Origin of the sequence: Methylobacter tundripaludum, assembly GCF_002934365.1 — a bacterium.
Taxonomy (GTDB): Bacteria; Pseudomonadota; Gammaproteobacteria; order Methylococcales; family Methylomonadaceae; genus Methylobacter_A; species Methylobacter_A tundripaludum_A.
In genome coordinates this window covers 114,174-134,906 of record NZ_PTIY01000002.1, presented here as the reverse complement: position 1 = coordinate 134,906, position 20,733 = coordinate 114,174, and the positions used below count along the sequence as shown (strand labels likewise).

Sequence of the window (20,733 nt, the reverse complement as noted above, 5' to 3'; positions counted from 1 at the left end):
CTGCCGGATTATATCACAGTAAATATTTAAAAAAGCTTAAGCCCTATGAATCGGAAAACTAAGCACATCATCAATGGATGCACTACCCGACAACAGCATCAATAAACGATCCAAACCTATAGCCATGCCTGAGCATTCCGGCAGCCCCGACTCCAGAGCCGCAATAAGACGTTTGTCTTTAACGGAAACAGGCAGTTTTTGTTGTTGCCTGATCGCCAACTCCTTATCAAAGCGACTGCTCTGTTCCGCCGCATCCGTCAGCTCATGATAACCGTTGCCAAGTTCAACGCCGTTGACAAACAATTCAACCCGTTCAGTGATCTGCGCGCATTGCTCATTGATTCTGGCTAATGACGACTGACAAGCGGGATAACCGTAAACCATGCACAACGCATTTTTACCCAAATGCGGCTGAACGTTATGGCTGAAGATAAAATCCAGCCACAACGCATGATCGTGTCCGCAAATATCCACTGCCTCCGATAACCCGCATTCCCTGGCAAAATTGCAATAGTCTTGATATGAAAATACCAGAGGGTCTAAACCGGTAAATGAAACAAACACGTCTTGATAACTGACCCGTTGTGTTTCCTGTAACGGCAGATCGATAAACAGCCCACCGACCAGCTCGGCGATTTCATCCATTAACTGAGGCAAGGTAAAACCGACACGATACCATTCCAACATCGTAAATTCGGGATTATGAAAACGCCCCGACTCGCCGTTTCTGAAAGCTTTGCCGATCTGATAGATGGAACCGCTGCCGGCTGCGAGCAAGCGTTTCATTGCGAACTCGGGTGATGTCTGCAGGAACAGCGTTTGCCGGGATGGCGACTGCCAAGCTTGTTCCTGACAGGCTTCCGGCGTACACACCATCCCTGGCGATAAATACTCAGTCGTGAAAAACGCCAGCTGCGGATCGGTTCCGATGCTGTTGCCAAGCAGCGGCGTCTCCACTTCCAGCACCGACCTGTCGGCAAAAAACTGACGTATCTTCGCAAGCGTCCGCGCCCTTAACCGCAGAAGCTCTATGGGGCAAGTCGGCTGCCACTCTTGCAACACTATTCTTTTACGCGGGAAACGTATTCGCCGGTACGGGTATCGACCTTAATCATTTCACCCTGCTGCACAAACAGAGGAACCCTGACCACTGCACCTGTATCCAGAGTGGCCGGCTTGCCGCCGCCGCCCGAAGTATCGCCACGCACGCCCGGATCGGTTTCCACAATGGTCAGCTCGACAAAGTTAGCGGGGGAAATAGCAAGAGGCGCATCATTCCACAAGGTCACCGTACAAGAATCCTGATCTTTAAGCCATTTACCCGCATCGCCGACGATTTTTTCGTCGCATTGATACTGTTCAAAAGTATCCGGCACCATAAAATGCCTGAATTGACCGTCGTTATACAGATATTGCATCTCGACATCGACCACATCGGCGCCTTCAAGCGACTCGCCCGATTTAAAGGTTCTTTCAATCACCCGGCCGGTTTTCAAATTCCTGATTTTTACCCGGTTAAACGCTTGGCCTTTACCCGGCTTTACAAATTCATTTTCAATAATTGCACAGGGATCGTTATCCAGCATAACTTTTAACCCGGCTTTAAACTCGTTGGTGCTATAAATGGCCATTTTATCCTCAAAGATGACAAACAATGTAAAACTTAAGCATTATAATAGAGCCAACAACCGATAGAAAATTTAATAATCTCTGATGTCCGAGCCGCAATCCGAAATCCAGCACTTTACTAAACACTGGCAACAGCAACTTGCCGAAGCTTTTAATAACATTGACGACCTTTGCCGTTACCTGGACTTATCGCCGGATGACTTGCCGGTTTCAACCGCTGCCGTTGAAGATTTCCCTTTACGCGTACCTTTAAGTTTTGCCGCCTGTATCGAAAAAGGCAATCCGCATGATCCTTTATTACGACAGGTACTGCCCATAAAAGATGAACTATTCGCTTATCCGGGTTTTAGCAATGATCCTGTCGGCGACCTTGCGGCCGCCACCCGGACCAGCGTTTTGCACAAATATCATGGCCGGGTTTTGTTTATCAATACCGGCAGCTGCGCCATCAACTGCCGGTATTGTTTCCGGCGCAATTTTCCATACGCCGACTTGCAGCTTGGCAAACAAAAGGAAACTACCGCCATCCAAGCCATACGAGACGACGCAAGTATCTCGGAAGTTATTTTAAGCGGCGGCGACCCTTTATTGCTAAGCGACGCAAGATTAGCCCGGCTTATGCAGCAATTAAACGGCATTAAACATTTAAAGCGTATCAGGATACACAGCCGTCTGCCTATCGTCCTGCCTGCCCGCATCACCGATGAATTGATCGACACAATACGCCAAAGCCCTCAACAAATTGTAATGGTCGTCCACTGCAACCATGCCAATGAAATCAGTGCCCGCGTCATTGCCGCCTGCAACGCACTGAAAAACAGCGGCATCACCTTGTTTAACCAATCGGTGCTGTTAAAAGGCGTCAATGACAACGCGGAAATCTTATGCGAACTGAGCGAACGACTGTTCGGCAACGGCGTCATCCCCTACTATCTGCATTTATTGGATAAGGCATCGGGAACCGGGCATTTTGAAGTCTCTGAAACAGAAGCGTTGGCGCTAATCAAGCAAGTTCAAGCCGCCCTGCCCGGCTATCTGGTTCCAAAGCTCGTCAAAGAACAGGCTGGAGCTGCATCCAAGCAACCTGTTTTTTAGAGTCATCAGATTCCCTTGGCTCTGCCCGCTTTATCCATCCCGGTCGCCAGTTTAGGCGTTAGCGGCATAAGGCATTCAGCTCAATAGCGAATTCGCCCGATAAACAATAATTCTTATTGTGTGAAAAGACGACATTCTCTATCCTACAGCCGCTTAACATATCACCCGCCGCTTTGTTTAGGTGGCTAACGCGATTCGATCTTAACTTACAAATAGGAGCGCTACTTATGACTGACTCGCATGACCCGCGGCAAAACCATCTTCTCGACGCTCTGCCCGAAACCGAATACGAACGCATTTCTCCCCATCTTGAACTGGTTCAGATGCCGCTAGGTGAAGTCCTTTACGAGTCCGGCGCCAAGTTGAGTTATGTCTATTTGCCAACGACCTGTATCGTATCGCTGCTTTGCGTGATGGAGAATGGTGCGTCGGCCGAAATCGCCGTGGTCGGCAACGAAGGCATCATCGGTGTCGCGCTGTTCATGGGCGGCGAAACAATGCTCAACCGGGCTGTCGTGCAGAGTGCGGGCTATGCCTATAGACTGCGGGGACACTTGCTTATGCAGGAATTCACCCGTGCGGAGGGGCCTCGCAACGGAGTGTTGCATAATTTGCTGCTGCGTTATACCCAAGCGCTGATTACCCAGACAGCGCAAACGGCGGTCTGTAATCGGCATCATTCAGTGGATCAGCAACTTTGCCGCTGGCTGCTGCTAAGCCTGGACCGGCTCACGTCGAACGAATTGATTATGACTCAGGAATTGATCGCCAATATGCTGGGAGTGCGCCGCGAAGGCGTCACCGAGGCCGCCGGGAATTTACAGCGCGCGGGATTAATTGATTACAACCGTGGCCGTATCACAGTACTGGACAGGCAGGGTTTGGAATCGCGGGTTTGCGAGTGCTACCAAGTGGTCAAAACGGAACTCGATCGCCTGCTACCCGCCCCAACCCACCCATTTGAGCAGGCCGATTAGCACACTGGAGATCCATTTCAGCCTATCCCCGATCGGATGCAGGTTTTGATACTGTCGTAGACGATGCCAAGCGTTCAGACTCGTAACCATTGACTTTCCTGTCAGCCTCCGGTTGCATGACCTTCCCGGTTGGTTTTCCAGAATTTACCAGAGTAATCCGAGAAACGCTTCCTTTTCGGAATCATCCTATTCCAGATGATGTCAGGCAAAGCGTCTGCCGTTTACGGACAGACGTTAAGCCCTCTCTATCTTCGGTTAGAAATGATAATGCGCACCTAAGCCAACATATTCCACTTTCTCTTTATAAAACTGCCCACTAGGAGAGTAGCCGTTATAGTACTCTGCAAGAACCTGAAGCTTCCGGCCTAATACGCCTGAATTTCCAAATTCAACGCCCGCTCTGGCCGACACATCCGTACTCCAGTTATTTTCGTCGTAATTCTTGATGTCAGCTGCAACGATAGGCCGCATTGATGCAAAATCTATGCGCCAAGGACTTCGAAACTCAACACCATATTGCGCCGACCATATCTTAAGCGTCGAAGGTTCTTTGTGGAACAGGCCTCCCCCGCCGCCATACAAGCGGACTCCATAGGGGAGTTCATAAGAGAGCTTTAAATCCGCGCCTTCGTAACTGAGGTTTACTCGCTCGAATTTCGTATTTATCTTGCGCAACAGAAATTCGTCGCCAAGATGTGAACTTTGGTGATAAATACGGCCAAACGCTGAAAACTGGCCAGCACGCGCACTTGAATAGACTGCGGCAATAAAATCTGTGTTGACCAGATCAGACGATGAGGCCCCCAGATTGAAGTCACTAAAGACTCCTGCTTGCACCCCTGTTTCCCATTGCGCAGTGGATTGTCCGAAATTACTGCGATAAAACGGTATCGTTTCACCAAAGCTGACAGAAGCTATATCTCTGCCATCAAAATTATTGCTCTGGTAGTTACGGTAAGCAGCCGAGAAATGGGCCCAGCGCGTATCGGCCAATAATGGCTTGAATAGATGACCGGTGGGCAAAAGTCCTGTCGGCAATAGGGTTGTTTCAGCGCCTGCTCCAACCCCATCGCCCGCAGCTTGGACAGACTTTGAAGAATCAGCCACAGACTGCCGGCTAGTCGCTTCCGATAGTTTTACCGCCTTAACCCCGGGAATTTCCGCTAACAGCCGCACCGCTTTGGTCCGGTCGGCGGCTTCCAAACTACTCACCGGCAAAGTAATTACACCATCCTGTACAACTAATGTCGGCATATCACGTTTTAAATCATGCTTTAACACGCCAGCGGCATAACCGGCTATGTAAGCGTCATCCTGATCCGTGGCATGAGCAAAAGACACGGGGACCAGCATAACGCCAAAAACAACTATGAATCGTAAATAGACCATTATTATTTACCCGGCGCGCTCTTTACGATCAAGTCAGTTTGCACTGATTTTACATTCTTCTGACTATTGGCCACTTCCACCGCCCTACCGATGCTTTGCTCGGAATCAACAGTGCCGCTCAACTTCACTACGCCTTTATCAGTCGTCACCTCGATATGGGATGCATTAAGTAAAGGATCATTTAAAATCGCCGTCTTAACCTCTGTGGTAATAACCGAATCATCGATGTATTCCCCCGCTGTTTCAGCCTTATCAACTACCGACTCTTTTGCGCCCTCAATATTTTCTCCTGCTTTTTCTGTCGCCTGATCAAGTTTTTTTCCCGCCTTTTCCAGCGCCCCTTTAGAGGCGTCAGTTGATTCATTGATGTATTCTCCGGCTTTGTCGGCCTTCTTATCCAATGACTCTTTTGCAGCGTCAATTTTTGTTTCTGCTTTTTCAGTCGCTTGTTCAATCTTTTGCTCAGCTTTTTCAGCCGCACGATCGATTTTTTGCCCTGCTTTTTCTGCTGTGCCTTCTTGTTGGCACCCCGCCAGTCCGAGAACAGCGGATAAACAGCCGATCACAACAACGTTAGCGGCTAATTTTTTTTGTTTGTACTCGTTGGTTATTTTCATTGGTTATTCCTTTGCGTTGTATTTTTTAAAAATGCGCCAAATGACATTAAGGGAACCCCATTAGAGAAAAACGTCAGGTAAAAGAAATTCCCTCTCTTTGAATCGAGCGCATTGGATTGAAAGCTCATACAAATTCTAGCGACAACATCAGGCAGGGTCTGTACGGTATCGTACATAAGGCCCATCCAATTTGAACAAACGCCATTGAGAAAAGAAAACAGCCCGGTTTCGGCATTCAAGCTCGGACTGGTTAGCATAAAAAAACCCGCTTGAAAGCGGGTTTTTGTGTTTACAGCATTTAGACAATTCCAGCCGACTTATTTTCGCGGCCTTATAGCTTGATCAATATTCGATCCAGATCAACTCGACACGACGGTTTTCAGCCTTGCCTGCTTCCGTGCTGTTATCGGCAATAGGTTGGGTTTCGCCATAGCCTTTCGCAGTCAACTTGTTGGTGACGCCTTTCATTTTAAGGTATTCAACAACTGACTTCGCGCGCCGTTCCGACAACTTCATGTTGTAAGCATTGGTGCCTTCGCTGCTGGTATGCCCCTGGACTTCAATATCGTTTTTCTGAGGATAGGCAACAAGATTTCCTGCGATACCATCAAGCAGTTCCTTGGCATTCAGTGTCAACTCCGCAGAATCATATTTGAAATGCTGGCCTGTCAATACAAGTCTGATTGGGCATCCCTTATTATCAATCTTACTGCCTTTGATAGTTCCGGGACATTTATCCAAACAGTTGTTAACACCGTCAGAATCCGTGTCGAGGGTGGAACAATTTTCAACTGCGGCAACCGGGACGGCTGCGATTGGAGCCTCAGCCCTTGTTGCAGGTTTCGGCTTGTCGCCAAACGGAATGACAAAACCAACGTTGACGGTCATATCGTGGAACTCATCTGTACCCGGCTGTACGTGGGCATTGAGATTGTTGTTGTAACGATAACGCACATCACTGCGGAGCAAGAAGTTGTCGTGAAGCTCGTAGGTAAAACCTGCGCCTGCTTCGCCGATAACGCCTACACCGCAATTAGCGGAAGCACATGTGTTCATGGCGCCTACTCCGACGACGGTATAAGGCGAGAATTTATCGCGGAAGAAATAATACTGTACATCAGCCGTGCCGCCCGCCAGATCCCAGGGACCGTTATCGCCGCCAAATCCTTCATAAAACCCTTTAACCTCGACGTTGAAATGTTTATCGAGGATCTTGCCAATGCCCATGCCGCCCCCCCAGCCATCGCTTGCTCTACGGTCGCCACCGGTTTTGACAAACGAAGCGAAAGGCGCCACATACCAACGGTCATCCTGGAATGCATCGGCGGCTTGCGCCAGCGGCAGAAAACCCGCAGTGAGTAACGGGGCAATGAATAGTAAATTCTTTTTCAGCATAATATTTTTCCTTATCTCTAGTTTATTTTTCATCAGGGTCTTTAGAATTGATCTCGTTATTTCGTTTCGATTCACACTATCTTGAACCAGCATCCATTACCTTTTATGCTATTTTACAGAAAATACTCCTTACAAAATCAGTGTTGCTATAAAATCTCAAATGTAGCTTAACCGCAACATCAGCAGCCCGTCTGTACGTTACCGAACATAATAGCCTGATTGAACGGGATACTTGCGTATTTTTTAAACGCATGCGGCAAATTCATCGCGCATCATACCTATCCCGGAACATACTGGATTCATGAGGTTTGATATGTTCTTCTTGAGCTCCGCACCCTTCGTCGTGAGCGCGAGCAATAAAGGCCAAAAAAATTTTAAACGGCTACTTACCCTGTATCTGGTTAGCAATGCCGTGCGGCACATGCGCGGCGGCGACATGCTGGGCTGCTGACTCGCAATGCCCTTTTTGGTCATCGAAGAAAATATCCGCACCGAATGCCTTCAGAAAATCGCCTTTCGCCATTCCGCCCAAAAAAAGCGCCTCATCGATACGAATACCCCAGGCCCTTAATGTCCTGACCACCCGCTCATGTGCCGGCGCAGAACGTGCAGTCACTAGCGCCGTTCTAATCGGTGATGATTGGGAATCAAACTGCGTCTGGATATGATGCAGGGCGCTCAGGAAATCCTTAAACGGGCCGCCCGGCAATGGCGTTTTGGCTTCGTTGCGTTCATTTTCGGTAAATACAGCCAAGCCGCGCTGCTGATAAATCCGTTCCGACTCATCCGAAAACAATACGGAATCCCCGTCAAACGCGATACGCAACTGATCGGAATAATGCGCCACCGAAGGACCGCAAAGAATAGTCGCCGCAGCAAACCCGGCATCCAGCGCCTTGGCGACATCATCGGCATTAGCCGATAAAAACAAATGCGCCCCGAACGCCGGGATATAACTGTAAGGCGATGCGCCGCTGGTAAATGCCGCACGGATAATGGCTAACCGATGATGGGCAATGGAATTGAAGATTCTTAGCCCGGTATCCGCACTATTTTGCGATAACAGGATGATTTCAACCAGCGGGTCATTGGGGCGGCTGTCGTTGATAGCCAGCAGCTTTTGAACCAACGCAAAGCCGTAACCCGGCGCCAGAATTTCATCCTCGTGCTCTATCTGATATTGGCAGAAGGCTTCCTTGCCTTGGGTTTCAAATATCGTATGCGATTCATCCAGATTGAATAACGCTCTGGACGATACCGCCACGACCAGCTTTTTTTCTCGCATAGCCGAAGTTCTAATTATCGCTTACCCAAACCGAATCCAAATTGAGTGCTCTTTTTATTTTGTCGGTATTGGCCTGCGCTTCTTGTTTGCTTTTAAACCCCCCGACTCGCAATCTGTACATCGTTGTATTCTTCTCACGGACAGGGATTACTTCGGCAAAAACGCCTTGCCGGGCAAATTCCGCCGCTTTACTTTTAGCAAACCATTCCTGTTTGAAGGCAACCAGATTTACACCCCATTTTCCAGGCGCTTCTTGCCTTTTTTCCTTCACCGGCTCTTGCTTTACAACAATTTTTTCAGCCGCTATTGGCTTGGCTTTTACCGTTTCAGGTTGAGTTTTTTCTTTGGCGGCTGCGGTTTCATGCGCAGCCTCTACCTTGGCGGGAGCCGGTTCTGTTTCGTGCGCGTTTTTCTCTTTAGCCGGAGCATGTTCTACACCTGTTTTAGCCGGCGTAACCGGCTGCGGCTTCACTTCTTTAACCGGTTCAGGTTTAACCGGTTCAGGCTTATGAACGACTTCAACTTTCGGTGGAACTGCAACGGCTGGTTCCGAAACAGGCTTTGGCTTTACGTCCGGCCCGCCAATCTTGACCTGCAACACATCCATCGCCTTACTTACCATATCCTGTTTAGCGACAATATCAGGCAGCTTGTGATTTAACAAATCGACGGGAAACTGTGGGTTCCCTTTCAGCTCCGTTATAAAACCATCGACCTGCTGATTCAATTGCACAACTGAATTCCGCATCGCATTCATTTCTTCATTGGGATTATTGGCGGCGCTCTTCGCCAGACTTGCTTCAAGCGTTGAAACCACTTCATTTAACTTTGAGACTTCAGTTTTCGCGCCATAAATCATCATACCCAGCCCGGCTGCCGTGCTTAATGCAACGACGCCAAATCCCAATGCTACATAACTGAAAAGCTTTGCTTTTTTAACCTTACTTTCAGCCTCTTCAAGCTGTCTTTTAATATCTTCCTGTTCAAACCCAAATGGACTCAACTTTACATTGGCAACGTCTTCTTTCTCAGGCGCGGCAGTCTGTTCCGAACCCGGTCCGGCAACCGCTTCGTTATCTCCCGGTTTTAACCCGGCAGTTTCCGTGTCAAACCCCTGAACCGCTTCATCCGGCCCTAGAAAACCAGAGTCGCCAAAAACATCCGCCAACTCATCGTCTTTATTGACGCCTGCATCAGAAATTTCCATATCCGCCGTAATATCAAAATCAGGCAAAAGAAAATCATCTTCCTTCGCCGAGGAGGGTTCTTCAGCTTCCCCTAACTGAACGCCCTCTGCCTGCCAGGAAGAATCGTCACTAACTTCATCGAGCTGAAAAAGGTCATTAATTTCACTCAAATCCGCATCATCCCCAAACGCCTCGTTCTTTCCAAGATTTTGATCTAACTCGCCTTCCGCATCAAAGCCGGCATCCGCAAGCAAATTGTCAATGCCGTTATCATCCTGCAATTCATTAAATGATTCTTCGGCCACCGTCTCCAGCTCTTCATCGGCGGCAGGTAAATCCGCAGACTCCGAATCACCCCGAATCAAATCGGAACTATCAAACTCATCGCTAAAGCCGGAAAAATCATCGATCTCATCCGCTATATCTTCTTCCCGATCCTCTGCATCGACGGCTTCCGCAGCCGGTGCAGCAGTCAGTTCATCATCCTGAATCAGATCCGACTCATCAAAGTGATCGCTAAGGAAAGAAAAATCATCGTTCTCATCCGCTATATCTTCTTCCCGATCCTCTACATCGACGGCTTCCGCAGCCGGTGCAGCAGTCACTTCATCATCCTGAATCAGATCCGACTCATCAAAGTGATCGCTAAGGAAGGAAAAGTCATCGACCTCATCCGCCAAGCCTGTACCGGCCTCTTCTTCCACATCGGATTCATCGACGACTTCCGTGGTCTCAGTCGAATCCACTGCCGCTGATGCAAACTGTTCGACATCCGATAATGCTTCCGCGGAAGCCTGTTCAGATTCAGCACCGGCTTTTTCATCCTCGGCCGCATCCGACAAGTCCTGTTCAACAAATTCAGGCTCATTGAAGTCGCTAAAATCCGAAAACTCATTCACTTCGTCAAGCGCGCCAACATCTTTGTCCAGACCGGAGCCATCGGCGATTTCTTCGGGCAGGGGCAAATCCGCTACAGCCTGTTCAGCTTCAGCCGTCTGTGATAAATCCTGTTCAACAGCTTCAGGCTCATTAAAGTCGCTAAAATCCGAAAACTCATCCACTTCGTCAAGCGCGTCAATATCCTTGTCCAGACCAGACTCTTCGACGATTTTTTCGGGCGTAGTCAAACCTCCCGCCGTCGAAGCCGCTTCGGTAACGTCATCATCCTGAATGAGATCCGATGGGTCAAAATCATCGCCAACAAGGGCCATAAAATCATCAAGCTCCTCCTCTTCCGTCGCAGATGCCGAGTCCTGTCCACCCATTTCCGGCTCGTTGAAGTCACTAAAACCCGAAAAACCGTCCTGTTCGTCCGCCGCACCGGCATCCTCTGCGTTTGCTTGCTCCGGCGCATTATCCTCATGAAATCCGGTATCCATTAGCAACCTGTCAATAGCATCCTCGTCATCCTGCGACTCATTCGACGAAACAAAAGGCAAATCCTCTACAGTCCGCCCTACTTCGATAACGGCCGACTGGTTTTTTTCCGGTTCGTTAAAATCGCCTCCAAAGCTATCAAAACTCAAAAGTTCATCCAACTCGGCATCTTTCGCGTCATATACCTGCTTTTTCGTTTCTGTTTGCCCGGACGCATCGTCTGCATCAAACCCGGCATCCATCAACAATCTATCAATTGCATCAAGATCATCATCGTCTTGTATCTCATTCGACGGAAGTAAGGATGATTCCGCCTCATCCAGCATGGCATCCAGATCAACAGTAAGATTATCGCGTTTTTCTTTTGCTTTTTTATCCATTGAATCAGTCATATTCAGGCTCGGTGATGAGTTTTAAGATAACCACACGGTTTAAATGCAGCGTTAGGTGCTTATCGGCAGAGAAACAATTTTATTCATTTTAATACCAAATAAACTGAATGTTCATCAAGTTTCACCAATTTGATGCTAAACTCCCCAAAAAACTTCCAAGAAACAAAATGCAACTAGCCATCACCGTCTTAGGCAATTATCAGACTCATTTTATTGCCGAAATATTACCCGCCGTGCGCGACTGTAAATGCAATATCCTGGAAATAAGGCTATCCCGTCTCGCTCAGTCCTCCGCCGCATACCTGCTGATTCAAGGCAACTGGAATCAAATTGCCAAATTTGAAAACACCCTGGACATTATCCAGAGACGGCTGGACATCAAAATCCATACCTTAAGGCCGGAGCAGAAAGACAAGGCCAAAGAATGCGTTCCATACTCATTGGAAACAATATCCCTCGACCGCGATAGCGTCACAGAATCCATTACCTCGTTTCTGTTCGACCGGAAAATAGATATTGAGGAAATAACCGGCAGCTGCTATCAGGCGCCCTATATCCAGACTTCCGTATTCTCAACCAAATTTGTAATTTTAATTCCCCCGCAAATTCACCTGTTGTCGCTACGCGAAGAATTTATGGATTTCTGCGACCAATTGAATATAGACGCCATTCTTGAACCCATAAAACGATAACTTTAATAATGATAACTCCCGGCAACCCTGTACCCGATTTTGAGGCTTCATCTACCGGCGATAAAACGGTAAGGCTAAGCGACTACCAAAACAAATATCTCGTTATTTATTTTTACCCTAAAGACAACACGCCCGGCTGCATCCAGGAAGGCCAAAGTTTCCGCGACAACATTGAACAATTCACTGCGCTGAACGCCGTCATCGTAGGCGTATCGCGTGATACTGTCCGAGTTCACGAGGGCTTTAAATGCAAACAGGAATTCCCCTTCGACTTGCTCTCTGACCCGGATGAAAAGCTGTGCGAACTGTTTGACGTTATCAAGATGAAAAACATGTACGGCAAGCAGGTCCGAGGCATCGAGCGCAGCACCTTTCTGATCGATCCTCAGGGCCTGCTGGTTCGAGAATGGCGCAAAGTCAAAGTCAAAGGACACTGCGAAGAAGTCTTGCAAGCCTTGCATGAACTAACAGGGAATTAGCCATGAATATTCAAACATCACCGCCTAAGAAGCTGTTCGTCTTGGACACCAACGTACTGATGCATGATCCAACCGCGATCTTCCGCTTCAAGGAACATGACATTTTCATCCCGATGATTGTCCTGGAAGAACTCGATCATGCGAAAAAAGGCCTGACCGAACTGGCGCGCAATGTCAGACAAGTCAGCCGTTTCCTGGACGAATTAATCCGCGACGCCAACCAGCAAACCATCAACGACGGCTTGCCGCTATCAAGTATAAAACACGGGCCGAACACCGACACAGCCGAAAGCGGACGCCTGTATTTCCAAACCAGCGCGATGACCGCATTGCTGCCGGAAAGCATGCCCGGCAATCTGGCCGACAACTCGATACTCCGCATCGTCCTGGCGCTCACTAAGGAACTGCCGGGCACCACCGTTATCCTGGTCTCAAAAGACATCAACATGCGCATCAAGGCGGCGACCCTGGAGTTGCTGGCCGAGGACTACCATAACGACCAGACTCTGGATGACATTGACCTGCTATACAGCGGCTCAATGGCGCTGGAATCCGATTTCTGGGCCGTTCACGGCACCAAAATGGAATCCTGGCAGGAAAAAGACCGCACGTTTTACAAACTGGACGATCCGCTGGTCGCCGAATGGTACCCGAACCAGTATTTGTACATAGAAGACGAGACCAACTTTGAAGCCATCGTCAGATCTTGCGAAGGACAGGTTGCGGTATTGGAACTGGCCAAGGATTATCGGGCAAGACGCAACAATATCTGGGGCATAACGGCAAGAAACCGGGAGCAGAACTTCGCCCTCAATGTCCTGCTGGACCCCAACATTGACTTTGTCACCTTACTGGGTACGGCGGGTACGGGCAAAACCCTACTGGCTCTGGCCGCAGGCCTTAACCAAGTCATGGAAAAGAAAACCTACCAGGAAATCATCATGACCCGAGAAACCGTGCCGGTCGGTGAAGATATAGGCTTTCTGCCCGGCACCGAAGAAGAAAAAATGGCGCCGTGGATGGGCGCATTAATCGATAACCTTGAACTGCTAAGCCACAATGCTGAACAGACCGAATGGGAACAAGGCGCGGCCAGCAACATCATCATGAACCGGGTCAAAATCAGGTCGCTTAACTTTATGCGCGGACGCACCTTCCTGAATCGTTTCTTGATCATCGACGAAGCGCAAAACCTAACCTCAAAACAAATGAAAACCCTGATCACCCGCGCAGGCCCCGGAACCAAAATCATCTGTATCGGCAACCTGTCGCAAATCGACACGCCTTATTTAACGGCGACGACCTCAGGCTTAACCTATGTTGTAGACCGTTTTAAAACCTGGCCGCATGGAGCCCATATCACCTTGCGCCGCGGTGAGCGTTCACGCTTGGCCGATTACGCTTCAGATATTTTATAAAAGAAAGTATTTTGCATTGTTAACTTAATATCAAACAATACATCATAAACAAGGAGCGGGCAGCGCCGCGATATTTGGGCGGCAATTATTGCAGGATTTTAGTAATTCCACCGCAGCGGGCATTGCCCACTCCTCCTTCGGTGCTTAACTTAAAGGCATTGGCAGGACGATACCGTCAATTTTAATGGGGGGGGGCAGACTCTGAGGCATCCCCACGAATCACCCTATCTCCAACTTGCCAGAATAACCTATTAACAGCGCCCGTGCCAGACGCCCGGCTCTATCTCAATTCCATGATTATTTGGTCTGGACAATGGGGAGTACTATAACTCACCATTGATTTTGATTTAATAACGTCATACGGGTATTTTTAATCTAACTTATTTTTAGCCAAATAAGTAACAAAGCCTTTTAAATGGTCTTTTTCTTCATTGGTATCTAAGTTTATCGTTCGGAATTCTTTATAAGTAATACAGGAATCCGCCCCTTCGTCTACGTTTATAAAAATGGATCCTATTAAAATCAGGTATTTCCCTACGAATTCATCTTTTGATTTCGTAATCAAAAGATGAATTCTTTCTTGTACAGCTTCATACATGACTTCCGTTGCTTCTTGTATCGGATAGGGTTCATCTTCGATTCGTACTTTGTTTTGTTGAAACAATTGCACAATAGTATCTTCTTGGTAATCGAGTAAACTGGGTTCTTGCGGTTTGTCATTTATTTTATCTAGTGCCGCTTGTGCAGCTCCACAACAGTTTGATTCATGATCTTGACCTCTGCGGACCACTTTCCCGATTTCCCCCTCTTTAGTTATGCCAATATGCGGTCCATAAAAAATGAGCAATGCTCCATCCTCCGGCATGTGATGTGCGAATGCTTGTATACCCGTTAGTCCGGTAAATGGAAATCCATCTAATCCTCCCAGATAAAAAGGGCCTAGTAAACCACTATCTGATATTGAAAACTGCATGGCGTTTATATCATCGCTGCAAATACTGTTGGCAGTCATTACTTCATCTGGATTGAAACCTATCTGCTTTAGATATTCAATAACTAATTTTCCAAATATTTCAGAATAAATTGCGTTAGGGTAATATTTTCTTATTGTTTTAAGATATGAATTGTTCATGATTATTATTTCCTTACTTACTCATAGGCTTTTCGGTTTACGCCCCGTTTATTTAAGTGGGTTCTGGTCTCCACTTTTTAAAACTTATTTATAAAGGTAATGGTCAGTCCGTAGTTTAAATTTACCCATAACATCTGTATTCACGAAATAGATGTAGGCAATCAAACCTAAAAAAGGCAAATAAATATTCTTGTTATGTAAAAGAAGACGCTGCCCTCATGTGCATCCTGTCCAACGGACATGCGGCTTTATTGACAATACCCCACTGACGTTGCGACGGATATGATACTTTCAACGCTGGGTTTTGTCCTAACATTTATATTCCGCCTTACTTGAATCTGCCGCCCTATCAGGCTTGTTATGTGCAGTCTTATTTGCACGCCCTGCTTGAATCTCCCCGCTGTCACAAAACCGTCAACAAACGTTCATTTCTTTGTCACAGAAGAGTTTTACTCTTTGCCCAGAAGGTTAATGCTTTGCAGAACTTCCCTCAGGAGGATAAAGATATGAAACTGCTCTATTCCATCCATAAATACGACGTTTTCATGTTCACCTGGCTGATCAACGCCAGAATGCACGTCCACTTGACCAAGGCCGGCCGTTATCTGTCAAAAACCGGCGACGGCCAGCTTTACCTGGTCATCACAGGCTTGTTGTATTGGTCTGAGGGCTGGGAAAGCCCATTTCTGCAAGCCGTTCTACTGGGTTTTTCAATCGAGAGACCGATTTATTTCGTGCTCAAAAACGGCCTGAAGCGCAACCGGCCGCAAGCGGCCTTACAAAATTTCCGCAGCATCATTACCCCCTCGGATAAGTTCAGTTTTCCATCCGGCCATACGTCCGCCGCGTTCATGATGGCGACGCTGCTTGGCTATTATTTACCTCCCTTAATGATCCTGCTTTATTGTTGGGCGACATTGGTTGCATTCTCCCGTGTGGTTCTGGGCGTGCATTTTCCGACCGACACGTTGGTAGGCGCTATTTTGGGCATCAGCACCGCACTTTTCAGCTTGGGACAAATCGTAATATGAAAATTTTTTATGGCGTACAAGGCACCGGAAACGGCCACATTACTCGCGCACGGGTTATGGCGAAAGAACTCCATGCCGCAGGCATCGACGTTACCTTTCAATTTAGCGGACGCCCTGCGGATAAGTATTTCGATATGGAAATATTTAACGGCTACCAGTTGCGTACCGGCATGACCTTTAATACGGAAAAAGGGCAAGTCAATTATCTAAAAACAGCGCGTGACGCAAAACCCATTACTTTCATAAAAGATGTAAAGTCGCTCGATTTGAGCGGCTATGATCTGGTGATCAGCGATTTTGAACCGGTCACCGCCTGGGCGGCAAAAAACCGGAAAATACCGGTTTTAGGCATCGGCCATCAATATGCGTTTAACCATAACATCCCCAGAAAGGGATCGGACCCTATCGCCGACCAAGTCATAAAGTATTTTGCCCCCGCGGATGTGGGGATCGGTTTGCACTGGCATCATTTCGGCCAGCCCATTTTGCCGCCGATTATCGATACGCCCGAAACACCGAAAAGCATTATCAAAAACAAGATCATCGTGTACCTTCCGTTCGAAGACCCGAATGAAGTCGTCCGGCTTTTGTCGCCCTTTAAGAACTTTCAGTTTCACGTTTATTCGCCGGAAGTGGTTCCGTCCCAATTCGATCATATCACCTATAATCCTCTGTCGCGCGACGGTTTCCAGAAAGATTTATATGATTGCGCGGGCATTATCAACAATGCCGGATTTGAACTGGCCAGCGAGTCGTTACAGATGGGCAAAAAAATCCTGGCTAAGCCTCTACACGCGCAAATGGAACAAATCTCCAATGCCGCGGCCTTACAGCAGCTCGGCTATGGACATGTCATGAACGATCTGGATGCAGCGGTTATTGAACATTGGCTGCACGACAATCACGCCGTTCATATTACTTATCCCAATATCGCAAAAACGCTGGTGCAATGGATACAGGACGGCATGCCCAAAATGGATGCGGATTTTATTGAAGACGTATGGGATTCGGTGGAAGTTTTGCAAATCAAGCAATAGCAGGCCGTGTACCGTCTGTCATGATCCTAAATGATCCGATGATGTCCCCGGCTAAACACTACGTGGCGGACTGCTTTTATCCAGCACCGCAATCACTTCCTCGCAGCTGATTATATTTTCCTTGTTGCTGAGAATATAGTCAGCCAATCGCTCAATAGCCTGCCAATAAACAGGTGAATTTATGAACTGAAAAGCTTGCCCGAACAGCTCGGCCAGCTTTTCTTCGTGCCGGCGCCTGTCCGCGATAAAGATGTCCAGGTATTCATAAACCTTCTCAAGATCGGATGTCCCGCCGTAATAATGCAGGGCATCGATGTTAACCAAGCGGGCATTAAACTGCTCGTCATCGCGCAGGGCGACATGCCTTGCTTCCGCCAGCGGCCCGATCAGCAAATTGATCATGTCCGCCTCAAAAGCCGTCTGATATACGTCCTGCTCGACAGATGAGAAATAGCGCGTACTTTCAAGCAACGCAACCGGCAGGCTGTGAATCAGGCGCCCTCCTTCTACGACTGCGGCACAGCGATCATAGGCGAGGTTGTTCGGAAGACCGGATTTTAGGCGATCCAGCGGCTTAATGGTGATTTGAAAATGCACCGGGGGCAGTTGTTTTTGTTTATTGTAAAGATAAATGGCCGTCGCGTGACCGGCCTCATGGAAAGCGGTTTGTCTGATCAACTCTTGATCATTAACAAAGCAGAATGCATCAGCCTGGTAATTCCGTTTCATTGCTCCACCCGTAGGCTAAAAAGATGCGGCCAGCGCTGCTGACCGCACATAGAGGAAGGACAGTTAACTCTAATCCCCTTAAGCAAGGGAGTGACACACAAGAGTTGCACACAGTCTAATGAATGAAACCGGCCTTGGAAATGTGACTTATTGTCGCGCGACAATAAGACGCGGAAAATGGCGCGATATATGCTTATTGTTTGTTCTTGCGTTGTAAAAACGCCCTAAAGCCGCATGAATACTGGGCTTAAACAAATCATTATCGGCAGTCTTCAGGGCATTTCACGCAGAAAAACAGGGCATATGCCACACAAACCTGAGCAGACCTTAAACAACACAGAAACTGGTATGACTAAATCGAAACTCATTGATATATTGACTAAGAAGCGGCCTCATTTGGAACGAAAACAAGTGGAATCGGCGGTTGATTGCATGATCGAGCATATGAGTGCAGCGCTGATGTCTAACGATAGAATAGAAATCCGGGGATTTGGCAGTTTTTCCCTGCATTATCACCCACCCGTTACCGGCAGAAACCCCAGAACCGGCGCTGAATTAAGCTTGCCGGCCAGGTATTCGACCCATTTCAAACCGGGCAAAGAACTACGGCGGAGAGTTAACAAGGTACCGGGTTGTAACGGCGAGGTGCAGCCAAATACAACCGAACGCGGATAACTGTGCAAAATTGCTGATTGCAGTTTTGCAGCCCGATACGCCAAGACCGGGTTATTCTCTTAACCAGCGCTGCATGCGCAAAATAGCGCCGCCGTTACCGAAACTGTCTACCAGCCAACCTGACTCGCCTTTGTAAGCGTCGGGATGAAATACGACTGCTGACATAGCCGTCGCGCTAGCGGCGTTTTTCTGCAACAAATAGCGCTAACCGCTCACAATACTAACCATAAAAGATCTATGTTTTCAGCGAGTTATGCAGAATACTACTCTTTCTTATCAAATGCGGAAACATTCGTGTCATCACAAAGAAATATTCACGTAATAAAAGCCGCCTATCCTACCCTAAACCTCAACATGTTTAGGGGATCTATCAAATGCCGGATCTGCGCAAAGAAATAATCAACATCCTTGATGGCAAGCTCCTAACGCCGCATTTCCAGCCTATTGTTTCCCTGACCCATAAGAAAATTCTGGGTTACGAGGCGCTAATCCGGGGTCCATCCAATAGCCCTCTGCATAGTCCGTTTAACTTGTTTACGACGGCCGAACGGTTCAATTTAAGCACAAAACTCGAGTTCCTATGCCGGGAAATAACCATACAACGCTACGCCGACCTGGACATTAAAGAAAAGCTGTTTATCAACGCCAGCCCGTTGGTGCTGCTGCAACCGGAATTTAAAAAGGGCGAAACACTCAGATTGCTAGATCAGTACGGCGTCAATCCGCGCTCGGTAGTCATTGAATTAACCGAGCACAAACCAGCCGATAACTACGAAATCATGCGCGCCTCGGCCAAACACTATCGAGGCATGGGCTTTGAGATTGCTCTTGACGACTTGGGCGCCGGTTATTCGGGATTAAGGCTCTGGGCGGAATTACTGCCCGAATATGTAAAAATAGACAAACACTTCGTCCACAGCCTCCATAACGACCCGATCAAACTTAATTTTGTCCGCTCGATTCAAAGCATGGCGGTCTCCCTCAATTGCAGCGTCATTGCCGAAGGCATCGAAACACAAGAAGAATTCAAAGCCATAGAAAAAATCGGCATTACTAATGCCCAAGGCTATTATTTTGCCCGGCCAACGGCTGTTCCCGTAAAGGAAATCGACAAAGCGCTGTTTGCTATCGAACAGGATACGGATTGCAAAAGCGCTCCATTCAATAACGCCACAACAGCGGTCCAGATCATCAGGGACATCACGCCTATTTCAGCCAAAACCACCATCAGCGACGTCATGAACCTGTTTCATCACAACAGCGAACTGACCATATTGCCTCTGGTTGACGACAACATAGCGTCCGGCATTATTTTTCGTGACAAATTTCTTACCAAACTGTTCTCTAGCCGATACGGCATCGACTTACACGGCAAAAACCCAATCAAAATGTTTATCGAAAATACGCCGTTGTGTATCGATAAAAACATGCCGATCGATTTAGTCAGTAAGCAGCTGACCTCATTAATGACCAATGACCCGGCTTTTATCATTACCCATAACGGGGAATATATGGGCGTAGGCACTCTGCTGGACTTACTCGCCGAATTCACCCGCCAGCAAATCGATAACGCCAAACACGCCAATCCCCTAACGCTGTTGCCGGGCAGCGTTCCGATCAATAACCAGATCAATCAATTGCTGGCTAACAAAATCCCGTTCGGTTTCGGCTATTTTGATCTTGATAACTTCAAACCTTTTAACGATGTCTACAGCTACGATGCCGGCGACGCGATCATCAAAGCCGTCGCCAATACGCTGATTCAATACATCCCGGCAGAGAGCGGCCGGGTCGGTCATATAGGCGGCGATGATTTTATTGTAATTTTTACCTGCGATGACTGGTTAACACGCTGTAAAAACATACTGAAAGCCTTTGAAAGCACCGTCCCGTCCCATTACAGCGACAAGGATATAAATGCCGGGGGCATTCATACTGAAAACAGGGCCGGAGAGAAATGTTTTTTCCCGTTGATCAGCCTGTCCGTCGGCTTGGTGGATCCGGTATCAACGAGCCAGTGCCAATCCCATGTCGATATAGCCGACTTGGCATCCGAAGCCAAAAAAATGGCAAAAAAAATACCCGGCAACAGTCTCTTTATTAACCAACGAATGGCCGCAAAAAATTCCGGCAATTTTCAATCCTTTACACACTCAGCAACCAAACTGCACATAGTTAATTAAGCCTAAAGCGTCTC

Annotated in this window: 18 protein-coding genes; 9 read left to right on the top strand and 9 right to left on the bottom strand. The window is 47.8% G+C overall.

All coding sequences use genetic code 11. The features are described from left to right. Positions 1–36: 36 nt before the first annotated feature. Both epmA and efp read right to left on the bottom strand, forming a co-directional pair. The gene (gene epmA, locus B0F88_RS02710; RefSeq protein WP_181049822.1) at positions 37–1,062 is read right to left on the bottom strand and encodes an EF-P lysine aminoacylase EpmA; all 1,026 of its coding nucleotides are present in this window, start codon (positions 1,060–1,062) and stop codon (positions 37–39) included. Then, entirely contained in the window at positions 1,062–1,631 is a 570-nt protein-coding gene (gene efp / locus B0F88_RS02705) for an elongation factor P (protein ID WP_104422411.1), read from the bottom strand. Before efp ends, epmA begins: the two co-directional genes overlap by 1 nt. 82 nt (positions 1,632–1,713) lie before the next feature. On the opposite strand from efp, the gene epmB reads away from it, so the two are divergent. Further along, the gene (gene epmB, locus B0F88_RS02700; protein ID WP_104422410.1) at positions 1,714–2,724 is read left to right on the top strand and encodes an EF-P beta-lysylation protein EpmB; all 1,011 of its coding nucleotides are present in this window, start codon (positions 1,714–1,716) and stop codon (positions 2,722–2,724) included. A 227-nt stretch (positions 2,725–2,951) separates the two neighbouring features. Then, positions 2,952–3,701 (top strand): Crp/Fnr family transcriptional regulator, encoded by a 750-nt coding sequence (locus tag B0F88_RS02695; RefSeq protein WP_104422409.1) that lies wholly within the window; start codon positions 2,952–2,954, stop codon positions 3,699–3,701. Positions 3,702–3,956: 255 nt separating this feature from the next. Here the strand turns inward: B0F88_RS02695 and B0F88_RS02690 are convergent, their stop codons facing one another. The 5 genes from B0F88_RS02690 to B0F88_RS02665 all read right to left on the bottom strand — a co-directional run bounded on the left by B0F88_RS02690 (position 3,957) and on the right by B0F88_RS02665 (position 11,343). Then, positions 3,957–5,090 carry a DUF1207 domain-containing protein gene (locus B0F88_RS02690; RefSeq protein WP_258076541.1) on the bottom strand — a complete coding sequence of 378 codons (1,134 nt, stop codon included), beginning with the start codon at positions 5,088–5,090 and terminating at the stop codon, positions 3,957–3,959. 2 nt (positions 5,091–5,092) lie between these two features. Further along, positions 5,093–5,707, bottom strand: a complete 615-nt coding sequence (locus B0F88_RS02685) for a BON domain-containing protein (protein WP_258076540.1) — start codon at positions 5,705–5,707, stop codon at positions 5,093–5,095. A 342-nt stretch (positions 5,708–6,049) separates the two neighbouring features. After that, entirely contained in the window at positions 6,050–7,102 is a 1,053-nt protein-coding gene (locus B0F88_RS02675) for an OmpA family protein (protein WP_104422407.1), read from the bottom strand. Between the two features lie 382 nt (positions 7,103–7,484). Then, positions 7,485–8,387 (bottom strand): 5'-nucleotidase, encoded by a 903-nt coding sequence (locus B0F88_RS02670; protein ID WP_104422406.1) that lies wholly within the window; start codon positions 8,385–8,387, stop codon positions 7,485–7,487. Between the two features lie 10 nt (positions 8,388–8,397). Then, positions 8,398–11,343 carry an SPOR domain-containing protein gene (locus B0F88_RS02665; RefSeq protein ID WP_104422405.1) on the bottom strand — a complete coding sequence of 982 codons (2,946 nt, stop codon included), beginning with the start codon at positions 11,341–11,343 and terminating at the stop codon, positions 8,398–8,400. 167 nt (positions 11,344–11,510) lie between these two features. Here B0F88_RS02665 and B0F88_RS02660 point away from each other — a divergent pair, with 167 nt between their 5' ends. From B0F88_RS02660 to B0F88_RS02650, 3 genes are read left to right on the top strand one after another with little or no spacing between them, the layout of a single operon-like run. Then, positions 11,511–12,035, top strand: a complete 525-nt coding sequence (locus B0F88_RS02660) for a glycine cleavage system protein R (RefSeq protein ID WP_104422656.1) — start codon at positions 11,511–11,513, stop codon at positions 12,033–12,035. A gap of 8 nt (positions 12,036–12,043) precedes the next feature. Further along, positions 12,044–12,514, top strand: coding sequence for a peroxiredoxin (locus B0F88_RS02655; RefSeq protein WP_181049821.1), 471 nt, complete (start codon positions 12,044–12,046; stop codon positions 12,512–12,514). Between the two features lie 2 nt (positions 12,515–12,516). Further along, positions 12,517–13,932, top strand: a complete 1,416-nt coding sequence (locus tag B0F88_RS02650; protein WP_104422404.1) for a PhoH family protein — start codon at positions 12,517–12,519, stop codon at positions 13,930–13,932. A 370-nt stretch (positions 13,933–14,302) separates the two neighbouring features. Here the strand turns inward: B0F88_RS02650 and B0F88_RS02645 are convergent, their stop codons facing one another. Then, complete coding sequence (locus B0F88_RS02645) at positions 14,303–15,064, bottom strand: hypothetical protein (RefSeq protein WP_104422403.1); 762 nt, start codon at positions 15,062–15,064, stop codon at positions 14,303–14,305. Positions 15,065–15,570: 506 nt separating this feature from the next. On the opposite strand from B0F88_RS02645, the gene B0F88_RS02640 reads away from it, so the two are divergent. Beyond that, positions 15,571–16,095, top strand: a complete 525-nt coding sequence (locus tag B0F88_RS02640) for a phosphatase PAP2 family protein (protein ID WP_104422402.1) — start codon at positions 15,571–15,573, stop codon at positions 16,093–16,095. After that, positions 16,092–17,132 carry an MJ1255/VC2487 family glycosyltransferase gene (locus B0F88_RS02635; RefSeq protein ID WP_104422401.1) on the top strand — a complete coding sequence of 347 codons (1,041 nt, stop codon included), beginning with the start codon at positions 16,092–16,094 and terminating at the stop codon, positions 17,130–17,132. The genes B0F88_RS02640 and B0F88_RS02635 overlap by 4 nt, the downstream gene beginning before the upstream one ends. 51 nt (positions 17,133–17,183) lie before the next feature. On the opposite strand, the gene B0F88_RS02630 is transcribed toward B0F88_RS02635, so the two are convergent. Then, positions 17,184–17,861: a hypothetical protein gene (locus tag B0F88_RS02630; RefSeq protein WP_104422400.1), complete on the bottom strand. Its 678-nt coding sequence runs from the start codon at positions 17,859–17,861 to the stop codon at positions 17,184–17,186. 348 nt (positions 17,862–18,209) lie between these two features. On the opposite strand from B0F88_RS02630, the gene B0F88_RS02625 reads away from it, so the two are divergent. Continuing rightward, positions 18,210–18,536, top strand: a complete 327-nt coding sequence (locus tag B0F88_RS02625; RefSeq protein WP_104422399.1) for an integration host factor subunit beta — start codon at positions 18,210–18,212, stop codon at positions 18,534–18,536. A 374-nt stretch (positions 18,537–18,910) separates the two neighbouring features. After that, a complete protein-coding gene (locus B0F88_RS02620; protein ID WP_104422398.1) occupies positions 18,911–20,719 on the top strand; it encodes a GGDEF domain-containing protein in 1,809 nt (602 codons plus the stop codon). The last annotated feature ends 14 nt before the right edge of the window (positions 20,720–20,733 follow it).